This is a genomic window from Methanosarcina sp. WH1, from assembly GCF_000970005.1.
Taxonomy (GTDB): Archaea; Halobacteriota; Methanosarcinia; order Methanosarcinales; family Methanosarcinaceae; genus Methanosarcina.
The window spans coordinates 3,135,986-3,152,674 of record NZ_CP009504.1 but is presented as its reverse complement, the minus strand read 5'-3'; the positions used below and the strand labels follow the sequence as shown (position 1 = coordinate 3,152,674).

13 protein-coding genes are annotated in these 16,689 nt (G+C 43.8%); 6 read left to right on the top strand and 7 right to left on the bottom strand.

Annotated elements, in window-relative coordinates; translation table 11 throughout:
* The first annotated feature begins 23 nt into the window (after positions 1–23).
* The 6 genes from MSWH1_RS13825 (at position 24) to MSWH1_RS13800 (ending at position 6,931) form a co-directional block, all read left to right on the top strand.
* On the top strand, positions 24–1,007 hold the full coding sequence (locus MSWH1_RS13825; RefSeq protein ID WP_048129444.1) for an ABC transporter permease: 984 nt from the start codon (positions 24–26) through the stop codon (positions 1,005–1,007).
* Complete coding sequence (locus tag MSWH1_RS13820; RefSeq protein ID WP_048129442.1) at positions 1,004–1,963, top strand: ABC transporter permease; 960 nt, start codon at positions 1,004–1,006, stop codon at positions 1,961–1,963. The genes MSWH1_RS13825 and MSWH1_RS13820 overlap by 4 nt, the downstream gene beginning before the upstream one ends.
* A gap of 2 nt (positions 1,964–1,965) precedes the next feature.
* The gene (locus MSWH1_RS13815) at positions 1,966–3,687 is read left to right on the top strand and encodes an ABC transporter ATP-binding protein (RefSeq protein WP_048129440.1); all 1,722 of its coding nucleotides are present in this window, start codon (positions 1,966–1,968) and stop codon (positions 3,685–3,687) included.
* A 227-nt stretch (positions 3,688–3,914) separates the two neighbouring features.
* Positions 3,915–4,907, top strand: coding sequence for an ATP-binding cassette domain-containing protein (locus MSWH1_RS13810; RefSeq protein WP_048129438.1), 993 nt, complete (start codon positions 3,915–3,917; stop codon positions 4,905–4,907).
* Positions 4,904–5,668 carry an ABC transporter permease gene (locus MSWH1_RS13805; RefSeq protein WP_048129436.1) on the top strand — a complete coding sequence of 255 codons (765 nt, stop codon included), beginning with the start codon at positions 4,904–4,906 and terminating at the stop codon, positions 5,666–5,668. Before MSWH1_RS13810 ends, MSWH1_RS13805 begins: the two co-directional genes overlap by 4 nt.
* A gap of 186 nt (positions 5,669–5,854) precedes the next feature.
* Positions 5,855–6,931, top strand: a complete 1,077-nt coding sequence (locus tag MSWH1_RS13800) for a uroporphyrinogen decarboxylase family protein (protein ID WP_048130584.1) — start codon at positions 5,855–5,857, stop codon at positions 6,929–6,931.
* A gap of 116 nt (positions 6,932–7,047) precedes the next feature.
* Here MSWH1_RS13800 and MSWH1_RS13795 read toward each other — a convergent pair whose 3' ends face one another.
* From MSWH1_RS13795 to MSWH1_RS13765, 7 genes are all read right to left on the bottom strand, one after another.
* Complete coding sequence (locus MSWH1_RS13795) at positions 7,048–7,398, bottom strand: DUF6951 family protein (RefSeq protein WP_052722724.1); 351 nt, start codon at positions 7,396–7,398, stop codon at positions 7,048–7,050.
* A 41-nt stretch (positions 7,399–7,439) separates the two neighbouring features.
* Positions 7,440–9,131, bottom strand: a complete 1,692-nt coding sequence (locus MSWH1_RS13790; protein ID WP_048129434.1) for a methylamine methyltransferase corrinoid protein reductive activase — start codon at positions 9,129–9,131, stop codon at positions 7,440–7,442.
* A gap of 608 nt (positions 9,132–9,739) precedes the next feature.
* Positions 9,740–9,931, bottom strand: coding sequence for a hypothetical protein (locus tag MSWH1_RS13785; RefSeq protein WP_197074597.1), 192 nt, complete (start codon positions 9,929–9,931; stop codon positions 9,740–9,742).
* Between the two features lie 212 nt (positions 9,932–10,143).
* Positions 10,144–11,214 carry a methylcobamide:CoM methyltransferase MtaA gene (gene mtaA / locus MSWH1_RS13780; protein ID WP_048129429.1) on the bottom strand — a complete coding sequence of 357 codons (1,071 nt, stop codon included), beginning with the start codon at positions 11,212–11,214 and terminating at the stop codon, positions 10,144–10,146.
* A 378-nt stretch (positions 11,215–11,592) separates the two neighbouring features.
* The gene (locus MSWH1_RS13775; RefSeq protein WP_231585445.1) at positions 11,593–12,306 is read right to left on the bottom strand and encodes a winged helix-turn-helix domain-containing protein; all 714 of its coding nucleotides are present in this window, start codon (positions 12,304–12,306) and stop codon (positions 11,593–11,595) included.
* A 752-nt stretch (positions 12,307–13,058) separates the two neighbouring features.
* Positions 13,059–14,558 (bottom strand): TCP-1/cpn60 chaperonin family protein, encoded by a 1,500-nt coding sequence (locus MSWH1_RS13770; RefSeq protein ID WP_231591796.1) that lies wholly within the window; start codon positions 14,556–14,558, stop codon positions 13,059–13,061.
* A gap of 98 nt (positions 14,559–14,656) precedes the next feature.
* Positions 14,657–16,591 carry a hydantoinase/oxoprolinase family protein gene (locus MSWH1_RS13765; protein ID WP_048129425.1) on the bottom strand — a complete coding sequence of 645 codons (1,935 nt, stop codon included), beginning with the start codon at positions 16,589–16,591 and terminating at the stop codon, positions 14,657–14,659.
* Between the last annotated feature and the right edge of the window lie 98 nt (positions 16,592–16,689).

Here is a 16,689-nt window from a genome sequence, read left to right as displayed (position 1 = left end):
GTGGTAAAGGGGCAGATGATTGGATGGTAAAGGACAGGAATTCGTTTATTTTCAGGTTGTTATCGACCCTTTTTGTAATTTTTGCCATAAATTTTTTCCTTCCAAGGATGATGCCCGGAGATCCGTTCTCAACCACTTCCGCAGATGAGGTCGGGGAAGAGATTATTGTAATGACAGAGGAACAGCGTCTTTATTACATGAATTATTACGGACTTGACAGGCCGCTTTATGAACAGTTTTTAGTATACATGAAAAATCTGATTACTGGCGACCTGGGCAGGAGTATTTATTACAAAATGCCGGTCAGTGATGTAATAATGCTTCATCTCCCCTGGACTATGTTAATTATCGTGGGTGCTACCGTAATCAGTACAATCTCCGGTGTGGTTCTCGGAACACTTTCGGCAATAAACCGGAAAAAGGGGAGTGACAGAATCATGATGGCGGGTATGATTGCCTTTGCAGAAATTCCCTCTTTTCTGCTCGGCCTGATCCTTCTTCTGATTTTTAGCGTATATCTCAGGCTTTTCCCACTTGCAGGTGCTGTTACTCCCTTCGCAGATTATACTGGTCCGGTAGAACAGGCGTGGGATATACTATACCATGCCTTTTTGCCTGTTGTGACTCTATCACTTTCACAGCTAACGGGTGTGTACCTGCTCACCAGAAATACTCTGATTACAGTGACCACAAAGGATTATATCAGGACTGCTCGGGCCAAAGGCCTGGGTGAAAAAACTGTATGGATCCGGCATGCACTCCGAAATGCACTGCTTCCGGTAGTAACAAGAACAGGTTTTATGATCGGTATAATGATGGGTGGTGTTGTACTTGTTGAGAGTGTTTTTTCTTATCCTGGCATAGGGATGACACTCAGAAGTGCTGTAATCGGCCGGGATTATCCTCTTATTCAGGGTATTCTCCTGATTATTGCAGTCTCCATACTTATCTGCAACCTGCTGGTTGACAAAATATATGGGAAACTTGATCCGAGAGTCGTGATATGATAAAGGACATTGCTGCCCCTGGAAATGCCGGAATACTCTCTTTTATTCAGGCTTTAAATATTAACAGAATTGTCAGCAGTATAGCCAGGACTTTCTCCAGGTCCAGTACTATAGTTAAGCCATTCTCCAGGTTCAGTACTGAAGGTAAAATTGGTGTCCTCGGCATTCTCTGTATCATTTTAATGGCAGTTTTTGCTCCTGTGATAACAATTTATCCTCCTCAGAAGCTCACAGGGGATTCACTTGAACCCCCGGGTCCCGGACACATACTCGGAACCGATGAACTTGGTATGGATATCTGGTCACAGATATGTTACGGTGCAAGGATGAGCCTTACAATAGGGCTTGCAGTAGCTTTTTTGTCAGGTTTTGGGGGAGGGGCTGTCGGAATACTGGCCGGGTATATGGGAGGGCGCATTGATCAGGGACTGATGAGAATAATTGATGTGACAATGGCTCTTCCGAGTTTTCCTCTTCTGATTGTAATATCCGCTTTTCTCGGACCAAGTGTTCTTAACATAATTTTCATACTTGTTCTTTTCAGCTGGGCCAAACCCGCACGTATTGCACGTTCCCAGACGCTGTCATTAAAGCAGAACAACTACATTATTGCCGCCCGGAATTACGGTGCAAAACCATTTTACCTGCTCTGGAGGCATATATTTCCTGAAGTTATGCCTGTTCTGCTTGTGCTTGTTATCGGCATATCTTCCCATGCAATTATAGCTGAAGCAGGGCTTGCCTTTCTGGGCCTCGGAGATCCTACTTCCAAGAGCTGGGGGATGATGCTTAATCATGCAACCGGTTTCAGGTCAATATATTTTACACCTTACTGGCAATGGTGGCTATTGCCTCCGTTGTTTATGCTTATTTTCCTCCTGCTCTGTCTTGCGTTCATAAGCAGGGATATGGAGAGAATACTTGATCCGAAATTAAAGATAAAGAAAGGTTTCTGATTATGAGTCTGCTTAAAATTAATGATCTTAAATGCCATTATCTGACTGACATTAACACTGTCAGGGCGGTTGACGGCATTTCTTTTGAAATTGAAGAAGGAGACATTCTGGGCATTGTCGGAGAATCCGGGAGTGGTAAGACCACTGTTGCACTTGGAATCATGGGGCTTTTGCCGGAAAATACAGCCATTTCCGGTGAAATTCTTTACAGGGGTAAGCTAATCTCTTCTTTGCCTGAATCCGGGATGGACAGATTCAGATGGAAAGATATTGCAATAGTTTTTCAGAACGGCCTGGAGGTGATGAACCCTGTTATGAAAGTAGGCGTTCAGATAACGGAACCAATGATAAAGCATCTTGATATCAGCCCTGAGAACGCCCGGAGTAAATGTGCTGACCTGTTCTGGACCGTTGGCCTTGATCCGAAATGGATGGATTCATATCCGCATCAGCTTTCAGGGGGTATGAGACAGAGGGTTCTTCTGGCAATGGCTCTTTCATGCGATCCGAAATTACTGATTCTTGATGAAGTTACTTCTGCCCTTGATGCATTTACCCGAAAGGAGATCAGGGATCTTCTGGTTGACCTTCAGAAGAAGAACGGGTACACGATGTTAATGATTTCTCATGATATCACTTTTGTGTCTTCTGTGGCGTCTCAGATTGCTGTTATGTATTCAGGAAGGGTTGTTGAAACCGGACCTGTAAGGGATATTCTCGTATCTCCCCGTCATCCTTATACGAGGGGCCTTGTCCATTCGACACCGGATATTTTCGTTTATAAAGATTTATGGGGAATTCCCGGGGACGTTCCGGCAGGGGATGAGTTTAAAGGTTGTCCTTTCAGCCCAAGATGTACACAAAAAATCGATATATGTAATAAAGCTCCCCCGGTTCTCATGCCGGTAGGAGGCGGGCGGGAAATTGCATGCCATAGAGGCGGCATAGCAGGCCTCCTGGAGGCAAAAAACCTGAGTTTCAGGTATCTTCTGCCAAATGGAGAATATCTAAAGGCAGTTGATAATGTTAATCTGAAAGTGATGGAAGGGGAGGTTCTTGCAGTTGTTGGTCAGACCGGTTCAGGCAAGTCAACCCTTGCACATATCCTTGCAAATGTAATAAGGCCTGAATGCGGAGAGGTATTATTTATGGAGGGGAATGTCAGCAGGGGAAACTATGGAAACAGGGTCAACGGTGTTCAGATAGTATTCCAGGACCCTTTCAGTTCAACCAGCAACAGGTTTACCGTGCTTGATGCAATCAAAGAGCCTCTTTATATCAATAAGATCGGGTCCAATGGAGATAGACTGCAAATGGTTAAAAATGCTCTTGAACTTGTCCGTCTTCCAACCACTGATAATTTCCTCGGAAAATATTGCGGCGAACTCAGCGGAGGGCAGAGGCAAAGGGTTGCACTTGCCAGAGCAATGGTTATGGAGCCAAAACTTCTTATTGCCGATGAGATAACTTCGGCATTGGATGTTTCAACCTCTGCAAATGTATTGCGTCTTTTAAAGGGCCTTCAGAACAGGAGAGGGTTTGCAATGATATATATTTCACATGATCTCTCCCTAACACTGAAGATTGCTGACAGAATAGCCGTTATGAATTCCGGAAAGATTGTAGAGATGGGTAATTCCCACGATGTTATGCTTTCACCTTCGGATGAGTATACAAAAAGGCTCGTGGGTTCAAGAATAGGACTGTGTTGTCATAATCATTAAGCCCTAAGGGTCTTGTTTTTTGAAGGCTTTGTTTAGGTTTGAAGGTTTTGTTTAGGTTTGAAGGTTTTGTTTAGGTTTGAAGGTTTTGTTTAGGTTTGAAGGTTTTGTTTAGGTTTGAAGGTTTTGTTTAGGTTTGAAGGTTTTGTTTAGGTTTGAAGGCTTTGTTTAGGTTTGAAGGTTTTGTTTAGGTTTGAAGGTTTTGTTTAGGTTTGAAGGTCTTGTTTAACATGAGTTCAATAATTATTAAAGAGCTAACAAAAAAATTCGGGGAATTTACTGCTGTGGACAGGGTCTCATTTTCGGTTGAGCCCGGAGAGCTTTTCGGGCTTTTAGGCCCTAATGGTGCGGGAAAGACAACTATTCTCAATATGCTGACTACTCTTCTTCTTCCTACTGCAGGTGATGCTGAAATTGCAGGATATGGTCTTATAAGAGATCCCGGTGAGATCAGGAATAGTATCGGAATAATATTTCAGGACCCTTCGCTTGATATAGGGCTTACCGGGAGGGAAAATCTTGAATTTCATGCCATGATGTACAACATTGGTTCAGATGAGCGGAAAAAAAGAATCTGGGAAGTGCTTGATGTTGTGGGTCTGGCTGATAAAGCTGATATTCTTGTTGAAAATTATTCGGGTGGGATGAAGAGGCGGCTTGAAATTGCAAGGGGGCTTATTCATTATCCGAAGGTTTTGTTTCTGGATGAGCCTACTCTCGGGCTTGATGCACAGACTCGAAGATCAATATGGGACCATATCAGAAACCTGAACCGAAATTACGGGACGTCTGTAATTCTGACTACCCATTATATGGAAGAGGCCGATTACCTCTGTGATCGCATTGCGATAATTGATCATGGGAAGATCATTGCACTTGATACTCCATCAGGTCTGAAGAACTGTCTTAGGGGGGATTGTGTCAGCCTGACTATTGAGGGGAGGATTGAGCTCATTGCTGCTGCACTTGAGGAGAAGGAATGGGTGAAGGAAATTGTCCCGAATGGAAAAACGCTTGATGTTATTCTATCGGATTATGGGAAAAATATTCCTTATATTTTTCAAACTGCCGGCAATCTGGGTATCGGGATCAGTTCTATAAATTTCAGCAAACCAAGTCTTGAAGATGTTTTTCTCCGCCTGACAGGTTCAATAATACGAGAACAGGAAGGCAGCAGGCAGTCAGCCAGGCGTGATCGGATGAGAAGGAGGATGCTCCGATGATTCAGGGAAGAGTTGTATATGTCCTCTGGCGGCGTGAGATAATAAAGTATTTCAGGGCAAGATCCAGAATAGCGGGTGCTATTGGCATGCCGGCTTTTATGCTGATCTTTCAGGGTATGGGTTTTAGAAGAGTTGAATTTCCGGGTCTGCCTGAATCAATAGGATATTTTCAGTATCTTGTGCCGGGTATTATCGGGATGACCCTTCTTTTTACAGCTGCTTATGCAGGTATGAGTGTCATAATGGACAAGCAGTTCGGATTTTTAAAAGAGGTTATGGTGACTCCTGCAAGCAGAGTCTCTATTGTTCTCGGGATGATCTCCGGAAGTGCAACCACATCAATCATTCAGGCACTAATTATTATGATAATGTCGGTATTACTAGGTTTTAGACTGCCTCTTCTTCCTGCAATTCTGTCCTCTGTCGTGATAATGGTTCTCATATCGATGATCTTTATAAATATAGGATTGATTTTGTCCTCCGTACTGAAGGATTTTCATGGGTTTAGCACAGTTATTAATTTTATTGCATTCCCCCTCTTCCTTTTATCCGGGGCTTTATTTCCTGTTTCAAATTTGCCTGCCCCGATAAGGATTCTGTCTTACTTTGATCCGCTGACATATGGTGTGGATGCTTTGCGAGGAGTATTGATCGGCCATTGTGAATTCTCAATAGTACTGGACGTATGTATTCTTTTAACACTGTCAGTTCTGATGGTCTGCGCTAGCAGTTATTTCTTCCAGAGGGCAGAGACTATATAAATTTATATATTTATTTTCGTTTTTAAATCGAAAATGTATGGATTTTCTTTCCCTTCTCTGTGAATTTTATGCCGGATATACGAGATTTTTGGATTTGTTTTGTTTTACTTGTCACTCTTTCGGCATATATTTATGCTCAAAGTCACATATTTTAAAGAAAAAATAAATAGTGGAGGAATAATTTTAATGGCATCCAGGATGACATCACCAGAACGTATGGCAGCTGTTATGTCCGGCCAAAAACCTGATCGTGTACCAGTTATCCCGTTTATAGAGGGGTATGCTGCACAAATTACAGGCATATCTCTAGGAGATTTTTACGCGGATGGGGACAAATGTTTCGAGGCGCAGTTTGCATCCATGCGGCTTCATGGTTATGAACAAACTCCAATGTATGGATATGCTTCTTGCGGGGCGTGGGAATTTGGAGGAGAGATAGGTTTTCCCTATGGGAAAGGGCAGGGCGCACCTTTTGTAAAAAAACATCCTGTGGTAACCATAGAGGATATCGAAAAACTTGAAGTTCCAGACTTTGACAGGGAATTGCCTGGAGGATATAAAATAGCAGATAGGGTCGCAGCCAGGTGTTCTGAACTCGGAATGCCAGCTACTATACAAATAGGTAGTAATTTTACTTCGGCTTCGGTTGTTGCGGATACCTCTGAGTTTTTGACATGGCTTCTAATGGAACCAAAAGCTGTCCATCTGTTACTCGATAAGGTAAGTGACCTGTTCATCAATGCGCTGGATTATTTTGCAAATAAGTATGGTTCAGAAAATCTGCTTCCTTTTGATGGGGGGCCATCTGAATCAAATAACATGATTTCTCCGCAGATGTTCGAGGAATTCGCATATCCGTATATGAAAAAGGTTCATACACACGCAAAGGAACTAGGTGTAAATGCCGTGCTCATGCATCCATGTGCTGACCAGAACTTAAATCTTCCATATTATGCAAAATTAAGAGAAGATCTGGGCTGGTCTGGAAAATATTTCTGGCTTTTTGGGCCGGAAACACCTATTAAAGATCAGATCAAGGCATTTGGGAACCATGATGTTATTTGTGGCAATATAAACCCTCCACTTTTCCTTAGTAGTTCATATGACGAAGTTCTGGAACTATGCAGGCAGAACATCGAAGAAGGTATAAACTCTCCAAATGGGTTTATTCTTTCACCTGGCTGCGAATTTCCGGTCAATGCAGCACCTGTTAAAGTGATGGCAATGGTAGATGCAGCAGAAAAATACGGTCGATATGAATGAAGTAACGGGCACTGAATCCTGATCTTTATAAAAACCGACAATGTAAATATAATTATTAAATATTTGGTTAATGAGGGGGTGGGGAGTAATCTTTTGAAAAGCCCCCTCCTCAACAGTCACTGCAACTCTGAAATCGTGTATTCCTCACTTTCAAGAATTGGCATTTCTGCAAGCTCTCTTTCTATACTGCAGACATTGAATACTGCATGGGGAATCATGCATTTCCGTGTGCAATCCAGGGCGCATTCTCTGGTGCATGCAAGGGAGCAGTCCGTTTGTTTTTCCATCTCCAGGGCGAGATTACTTTGATTCTCAGGCAGTTCCTCAAGAGGGAATTCCAGGCAGGTGAGTTCTTTGAATTTTTCACAGGGAGTTTCGATCTTTATGATGATCTTATCTCCTTCAACCCTCCCCATTATTATGTGGCTAAAACTGCACATGCAGGAAGATATGGTCACTTTTGTCATTTTCAGAACTCCGGACAGTTATGTTTTTAGAGATTCACTCTTCAGTAGACGCCGCCGGTGATACTACCTTTCTGAAGCCCGCCGATGTTTTGAATTGCGATATTTTTGAAGTCTATCGCCTTTATCGGGCAGGCCCGGACACAGCGCCTGCAGCTTGTCCCCAGGCAGTCCTGAGTCCTGCAGCTTGCAAAGAAGCTCCCATTTCTCTCGATGGTTACAAGAGCATTCTCCGGGCACTCTTCATTGCAGCGGCTGCACTGGATACAGCCTTCCACAGGCACCTCTATGGTGATCCCCACGTCTTCCACGATCTCTACGGGCACGTTTCCTGTTTCTTCGATATCCTTTGAGGCCTTCTTTTCCATCATCGCATTTTCTACCGGTTCCGGGAGAGGTGGATATTTATACATTTTAAAAAACTTTTTGTACAACTTCATGCTCATGCCTTCGGTCCAGTAGGAAAGCTCGCATGTGTAGATGTTCTTGAAGGTCTCGCTGCTAGCCATCATCAGGTGGTCGGCTTTTATCGACCCCGCAAGGGCAATTACTTCCTCAAGACTGGACTCATTAAGTAGAAGTTTGCGTGCAAGGGCGATAGAAGTGTTCCCGAACTGAACTGCCTTCTTTGAGAAATCTGGGCAGGAACCTATTTTTCTGGCTTTCCTGCAGTCCACATATGTTCCGGAAGCTCCTGACATGTAGACATTTTCTAGCTCATCAAAAGGCACTCCCGCTTCAAGCAACAGAGTGAGCTGGGCTGCCCGGATTGCTCCTATGGCTTTTCCGGCTTCGGCGATATCTTCGTTTGTGATTTCTATCCCGTTGCCAAGGATCAGCCTTCCGTTGGGCAGTTTCGGAGGCTGTTCCATAAGCCCTGTCTCCATTGCAAGTGCAATGACTGCAATTACCCCTGTCCCGGTAATCCCCACGGCTTCGATTTCTCCTCTTTCCACTGTCTCGCCGGTAACAGGATCGATAAGGGCTCCGGGTCTTCCTTCCATCTTTTCGTTCAGGACCGTAAGCCGCCAGCAGTCTTTTTCTGTGCCTTTTTCCATACATCTCTTTTCGAGATTCACGTCGGAAATCGCACCAGGGCTTGCAATCATTCCACAGCTGATTCCCTGCCCCTCAATGGCCGGACCTGCAGCTGCACTGCCTGTGATGATCCGGTTTTCTGTTTTTATCGCCATTTCTGCATTCGTACCGTAGTCAGTGACAATGGAAACCTTTTTCTGGTTCAGGAAGTCAGTTTCGATCATCATCGCCAGGGCATCGGCTCCTATCTCATGGGCAATAGCTGGAGGCACAGTTATTTCACAATTTGGGAGGTTCAGAACATCCGTGAAAAGTTCGGATGCCGGAAAAACCCTGGCACTCCGGTCCACGTTCTCTACTCCAAGCCTTCTCTGCATGTTTTTTCCGGCAAAGGCAAGGTCCCTGATCTCCGAGTTCTGGAAGAGCGAAAGCTGGATAGGGTTTCCACATACTACCAGTTTCTTAATGCAGGCAGGATCTACCCCAAAGGTCTCAATAATTTTGCTTACAGCGTCCAGTATGATGTTGTTTGCAACATCTTCCCCGACTTCCAGTGCGAAGTCCAGGTGGTCGATCACATTGCCCCCTGGCAGGGGGTGCCTCATCGTCATGGCAGTTCTTACAACTTTTTTTGTTTCCAGGTCTATGAGCTGCGCTCGAAAGCCGCTGGTACCCAGATCAAGTGCGATCCCATACATTTTTTATACTCCACTTGCAGCAGTCGTTGAAAATAAAGAAAAAATACCCTCTCTATCCTGTCCACATCAGGATACCGTATACTCAGAATACTGTATACCGGGTTAACTTCAGACAGTGAAATTGCTGCGTAGTTTCATCACTGTTATTCAGTTCTTTTTATCTAAATTTGGGCTTAAATGTATATAACATAATTCGGGGCTTATCGTAAAGGGTCTTGATTTCAGTAAAGGCATTGATTTTTGAGGGGGTATTGATTTTTTAAGGGCAGTGATTTACAGAAGCTATGATACTATCGGAGGGGGAGATTTTAGTCCCGGAAATCCTTTATTTTATTTAACCGTCCAAATTGTGCCTATTCCTATATATTATAGGATAACTAAGTGATCAATCAACTTTAATAAAACAGGCAAAATAAAAATCATATTGTTAACCTGTACGAGTCTATTTTTACCTGGCTTTTGTCTTTTTCTTTCAAAAACTTTCAGAAAAACTATATTGTTTTTTGGATTGTGTGATGTCTTTTAAGGTTTTAGTTTGAGCTAGTTTTCTGGACTGGGTTGGGTTTATATACTGAAGTTAGACTGGCTTTTAAGGATTAGAGGACAGTTTAGAGGGTAGATGTTCGGGCTTCAAGGGCCTGGAATTTGAAGAAAATGAACTGGTTCGGGCCGGAGAAAGCTGGAAAAAGAGGGTAATACTTGCTTGTAAGGGACCTATCCGGATTGAAAAAAGGTTTGATTAAAACTGCAATAGCTATTTGCCAGCCTTTTATGGCAGGTTTGAACAGGATTATCGCCAAAACATCCACCATGGCTTTCTATTTTCCAGATTCTCCGGAAGCAGTTTAATGCTAGGTCTGCTATTCTCCCGGATCAAGGTTTGAATATTCTGGCTTATTTGTTCTTTATTTCTTCTTTTTTCGTGGGAAAGGCTGCTCTCCTTCGTCGAACGTGATACGAACGGTTTCAGTATAGCGAATAAGGTTTGTAAGGGCTGACTCTCATTTATGGTTTAGTCCTCTTGAGCGGAGCGAAAAGGACCGCGTACTCCCGAGGCGCAATTCGGGTGGTAATACTCATCTCTTGCTTCAACCAGCGCTCTTATATTTTTGATCGGAGTCTTCGGGGCAATCCCGCAGCCGGGAGCGAGTATATCAATACCGTCTTCCAGGCATTTCTGAGCTTCTTTTTTTATTTCTTCACAGGTTCCGTTAAGCATGACTCCTGATGAAGCAAGGTTTCCTATCAGTTTTGTTTTGCTTCCTACAAGTTTTTTTGCAGCCCGCAGGTCGGTTACTTTTTCTTCTATACTTATACCTTGAAAACCACACTCTGAAATAGATTTGAGGATGGGGGTTGAGTTTCCACAGATATGTACGAGTTTTATTCCTTTTCCGGCTCTGCAGAATTTTTCATATTCGGGCTTCATAAAAATCTCAAAGTCTTTGGGATCAAGTGTGTCAGGCCCTGCTATTCCATCAACTATGCAGACAGCATCTGCCCCGGCTTCGTAAAGCACTTCTGTGTATCTGGAACAGACGGTTTGGGTGACTTTAATGAATTCTTTTAATGTTTCGGGCTTTCTAAGTGTCCAGGTAAGGAAATTGTACGTACCAATCAATCTTGAAGCAAGAGATGCAGGGCCTTCCATACCTGCTATGAGGGGGATCTCTTCACCTGCTTTTTCTCTCAGGATCGAAGTCACGTCGGCAATAAGGGGAATTCTTCCCCGCTCCGCAAAGTCTGAGGGAAGTTCCATTTTTTCCGGGTCCTCTGCAAAAGGGTGAGAACCTGGAGAAGGCTGGATGTCGTACCTTCCCTGATTAATCTTGCATCCCATGGCTTCCGAGAGCACAGTGAGGCAGAAAGGGTAGCGTACGGCTTCAAGGCCTGCAAAGGTGTGGGCCGAAAGCGCAAGAGCTGCCATTTTCTCCGCATCAAAGTGGGCCTCAGGCCATGCAGCTCCACTCTCTGTCATGAGTTCTACGGTCCCGGTCTGGGTAACCGAAAGAGCCGGCACTTTATCTACAGCTTTTCCTTTCAGGGTATTCAGGAAACGGTCTCTCAGGTCTGGATCTGCCATTTTAACCTGCCATTAAAAATCCTTTTGTTACATTAAGCCTTATAGTTGGCTTCTTCTAGATATTTATTACAGGCTGGATCACTTTTATATTTTTCAGTTAAAATATCTGTATACTAATTATATAAATCCATTCAAAAATGCTTTTTCTGAAGACAAATCGCGTCTTAGCTATCTCTTTTGATTATGTGGTAACAAAGCTTGTAGAAAAAATATTCAGGGAATTTCACAAAATAAAGCTTGTAGAAAAGAAAGATTAGTAAATGAGAACTTTCGGGGAGGGAGTAGGAAGTCTTTTCTCGCTGTCTAAATATTCGGATTGGTTGGCGGAAACACAACTACTCAGATTCTGGAGGTGTAGATATGCTTCGTCGTTTTTGCTTAATTTACTTTTTCAGAAAGTCCTATGTAGTAATCAGCAAGTTCGTTTCCCCATTCAATGGAGCTTTTATTGAAACTCATGATTTTTTTGTGGTCAAACTGTCCTTCTTTTCCGAAGAGTTTCAGCATCATAAATTCATCTGAAATTATGAAGGATGAAGGTTTTATTTTTTCCCTATAAATGTAGAGTGAAACATCGTTTTCAAGCAGTGATTCGTATGTGTCCTTAAAGTCGTTCTTTAGTCGGTTGTAGACCTTTTCATCCAGAATAAGGTCCACTTTTGTTCCATTGTTTGCACAGGTTGCCTGAATTGCAGGGCATTCGGGACAAAAAAATGAATAAAAACTTCTGAGCCTCTCGGACCTGAATGCCATTTCTTTCAAATCCTCCGGGAATTCGAAAAGGTGGTCCGGATCAGGTTCATCCAGTTTGCATTTTCCAAGCATTTGCAGTTTTTTCATCAGAAACTTGGGGATTGGCCTTCTGTCATGTTTTGACCAGTAATTGTCGTTTCCCTCAAAAACCTGAAGGAGATCCGTCAGAGGAAGTATTTTTTCCCCGATTATTTTCCCGATGTCCGAGAGTTTGTAAATGTTTTTTTCCTGGACAATAACATCCATATCTTTTAACTTTTTTAGCTGTGGCATTATTGAAAATGTATCGCCATTAAGGCTGTTTTTTATTTCATTGGCGCTTTTTGGTCCTTTTGTCAACAGAATCAAAATTTCCTTCCTTTTCTCCGAAAAAAAAATCAAATCTATAAGTCCACTCATAATATCAACTTCCAACCCCATTCCCAGAATCACTATTTTTATTAATTCCTCTCACAGTTCATTCCTTTTTGTGCCTTCTCCTATTCAGAATCGCCCATGGACAGGACAGTTCCGAATGCAGACTGATTTTTATTTTTTGCAATTTCCAGGATTGGCAGGATTCCACAGCAACAACAATTAAACTAATAATCCGGGTTCCGGTAATTTATCCAATTTTGGGACTAACTCTATATAACATAATTCGAGTCTTCTCGAGAAGGGCTCTGGTTTTACAAAAAGCTTTAATTTTGCATGGGGCCTGTTTTTTCCAGATGTACATTTTTTCAGACCACTTTGATTTTTATGGGCTATATCCTCCTCACCGTCTCAGGAGTTTCGCCTTCGATATCAAAAAATGATTAAAACAGGAAATCACGAAGCCTCCTTCCGAGAGGGGTTTTCTGGCTCTATACTTTTCTTTTCGAGAGGCACATAAAATGGCAAATCTGTATCCTCCCGGAAAAGTATTGCAGGTCTAACTCACTTTTTGGGGAAACGATAACAATGCCACGGATACTGGTGGGACATTATCATCAGCGTGATCTCATCTCTTCGGGACTATCTCATCAATCCTGAGCACGTTTTTTGCCGTCTCCGTGCCTGCTATTATGGCAAGTTTTTTAACAGTTGCCGAATCGTAGACTTCCGGCCCCTTATTCAGTTACCTTTCGTGAGAGGTCTATCCTGGCTTCTATTCCTCTTGAATATGAATTCCTCATCTGCGCCACTGCATCAATTGCATTCATTCCCATATTTCTGGCAAGAATCGTGGGGATCTTTTCGAGGGCTTCTGCATACGCCTGAACTGCAAGTTGCTTCTTTCCGGTCTGTGTTGCTGCAAACAGCCTGACCATATGTGCCAGTTCAAACTCTATTGCCCCTCCTCCATTCACGATTTTCCTATTTTTCATAAGGAATGCCGCATTATTCAGGGCATCGTCTATCGCTTCTTCTACCTTGTCAAGCCCGTATTTAACAGGTTCCCATATCAGGATGGTGGCTATTGCTTTCTCTTTCACGGTGATGAAAACAAAGTTTTCCCCGTTTTTCTTTTCAAGCTTTATGCTGTCTGCTTTTCCAAGGTCACGGGGGTGAATCTCATCCTGAAAGACTTTCAGGGTTGTACCTGTTGCTTCTGCAAGCTTCTCAAGGTCTTTCATCTTCAGCTTCTTGAAAGCCAGGATCCCATTGTCCCGGAGCAGAGTTTCTATATAAGGGTCTATATCTCCTTCACAGAAGAGGACATTTGCACCCGAATCAATGATCTTTCGGGCAATTTCCCCGCACATCTGCTTTTTTTTCTCCTCAAAAAGTAAGGAAGTCTGTACAGAATCCATTTTGAGGTTATGCTGGGGATTTAGGTATCCGCTTTTTCTCTTGAGGTCATAATTTATGATAAGGACTGCAGGGTCCTGAAAACTTTTCAGCATATCTTCTCTTGCCGGGTTTTCATCAAGAATCAGGCCTTCTATTGCAACGATTTCCGACCCACCTTTCTTTTTTAGGATTTTGATGTTCCTGTTCAGGTCGAGTCTTCCTGCCTGCTTTTTGCTCAGGTGCTTTATTACTTGAAGTACGATGTCCGTAACAGCTTCTGCCTGCTGCCTTTCAATTCCTTTTCCCGTTGCCGAGCACATTATTGTTGTGCGTATATCCTCTTCTGAGGCCTGCTTTATGCTGTACTGCAGCATCTCATACGCTTTTTGCATGGCAAGTTCGTATCCTTCTATAATGATTGTCGGATGAACCCCTGCCCTGATAAGTCTTACCGCGTTTTTAATCAGGTTGCTTGCAAAAATCACAGCCGTTTTTGTGCCGTCTCCGCAGGCTTTATCCATTGATTCGGCAAGCTTTTTAAGGGACGTTACGATCGGGTGAAGTACATCCATTTCCTTTAAGATGACTTTCCCGTCGTTCGTAACGAAAATATCCCCCACAGGGTTTACTATTATCTTGTTCATCCCCTTTGGCCCAAGGGATGAGCCCAACAGCTCGTCAATCTCTATGGCTGCCCTTTCAAGCTGGTCGATAAGCCTTTCTTCTTTTACCGGCTCGTCGATGAGAATCTTGTCCCTTATCGTCCGGGCCAGTTTTGCCATTCCGTCCTGGCTTTCCGGGCTCATGTTGCCCTGTGTTTTTAGCTCGCTTGCCATGTCCGTACCTCATTTGCTGCTGTTCCTGCTGTTTTGTTTCTGCTGTTTATAGCTTACTGTTTATGGTCTGCTGGTGCCTGCCGTTTTTACATTCTCTCTTATGCCAGCTTTCCAGTCGTTCCTACTCCGACTCCCACCAGGCGGGTTTCCAGCGGAGCTTTTCCCCTGCTTCCCACGTCATTCTGTCGGAGGTCGAAATCCACGTTGTCCATCTCCAGGTCGTATCCGTCCATGTACTCCGAAATCAGCCTGTGGCTGAGCTTAAGCCCGTAGTCCAGGGCTTCTCCGTAATCTTCAAAGATCTCCTTTCCAAGCCTGGAGAATACCGAATATTCTGCTTTCCCTGCTGCCGAAGGACGGATAAGGACCTCTGTCCTGTGGACGATTTTTCCTACAAGGGCGCCCACGGCATTTCCCACATCGTGGAATACAGGAATCCTTATGTCTGCATCCACAGCCTCATTCAGTTCTTTCAGATAGGCTCTTACAGGTGCACCCACCAGGACTACAGGGACCTTTATATGGAATTTCAGGAAAGCTTCCTTTCCTATCATTTTTTCAATATCCTCTTTTTTCAGATCTTCTGCAAAGAAGGAAATAAGTTCAAGGGTGAGTTTTCTTACGACTTCAGCTTTAACCTGGGTTGAAAACTCTTTTGCTTCTTTTTTGATAGCCTTTCCAAGGATTTTAGCGCCTATGATGGAAGCTCTCCCGTCCCATTTTTCATATTCTCCAAGCACATGAAGGGCATCGGTTGGGGTAAACCCTATCTGGTTTACATGTCTCTTTCGGATGAGGGTTTTCAGGGTTCCTGCAAACATTAGAGGGTGTTTTCCAGTCCTTTCCGAGATCTCGAATACCGAAAGAGGCTCTGTTCCGAGGTGTTCGATTATTGCCCTCTCATCTACTTCAAGTTCCCCGCTAAGAAGCTCAGGAGAGTTCACCCCGTTCCTTATAAAAAACGAAGTCGGCTGTATAATCTCATCCATAATGCGTTCACCTGGAACATCGCTTTTTTTGAGTTTCTCCAGAATATCAGGGAACTCTGAAGTTGCCAGGCAGAGAGGGATCACTCTTGCGGGCCCCAGGTAGGTTTTTCTTTTAATCCAGACCAGGCTGTCTCCTCCAAGGGCTGAGGTGTCCATCCTGATCGCTTTTACCATTGTTTTCCAGCCCCCGACTTTTGCTCCCGTGTCGCTTATCTCGGGAATGCCTCTGGAAATCATGGCTATATCCGTGCTTGTGCCTCCCACGTCCATTGTCACGCAGGTTTGCAGACCTGTCAGGTGGGCAGCTCCCACAAGGCTTGCAGCGGGCCCGGAGAAAATTGATTCTACAGGTTTTTGCAGGGCTTCTTCGATGCGGACCAGGGATCCATCGCATTTCATCATCATCAGGGTTGCTTTAATTTCTTTTTCTTCAATTACTGCCTGGATGGATTTGATGAACTGCTTGCTTACCGGGATCAGCTCGGCGTTCAGGAGAGCTGTCACAGCCCTTTCGTAAGCTCCAAGGCTCATGGAAAGTTCGTGCCCGCAAACAACAGGCATGTCAGTTATTTCCTGAATTGCTCCCTTGACCCTGAGTTCATGTTCCGGGTTCCTGACTCCGAAATAACCGGAAACTGCAAAAGCAGCCACTTTGCTCTTTGCCTGCCTGATAAATTCTTTTACGGTTTCCAGGTCTTCAAGAGGGGCTATTTCGTTTCCATCTGAATCGTGCCCGCCTCCTATTGATATTACATAACGGCTGGCAAGTTTTTTCGGGATTGTGTGCCCTATAAGGATTAGCCCCGCAGGATAACCTTTGCCCTCAAGAGTAGTATTGGTAGCAAGGGTTGTAGACACGGAAACGAATTTTATCCTTTTCAGGCAATCAGGGGTCAGTCCTTCAATTGAATTCTTTATTCCCCTTATAAGGTCAGGATAAGTTGTAAGCGCTTTATTTGACTCGATCACGGTTCCATTTGACATATCCATAATGGCGGCATCGGTATATGTCCCACCAGTATCAATGCCCAGTCCCAGATACATTAAATTCCTCCTCTGCAATTTTCTATGATCCATTTTCTCCCTTTTTCCGGGTCCCAATTATTTCTCATAGCCCGGATACTTCTCTCATCTTTTTTGCC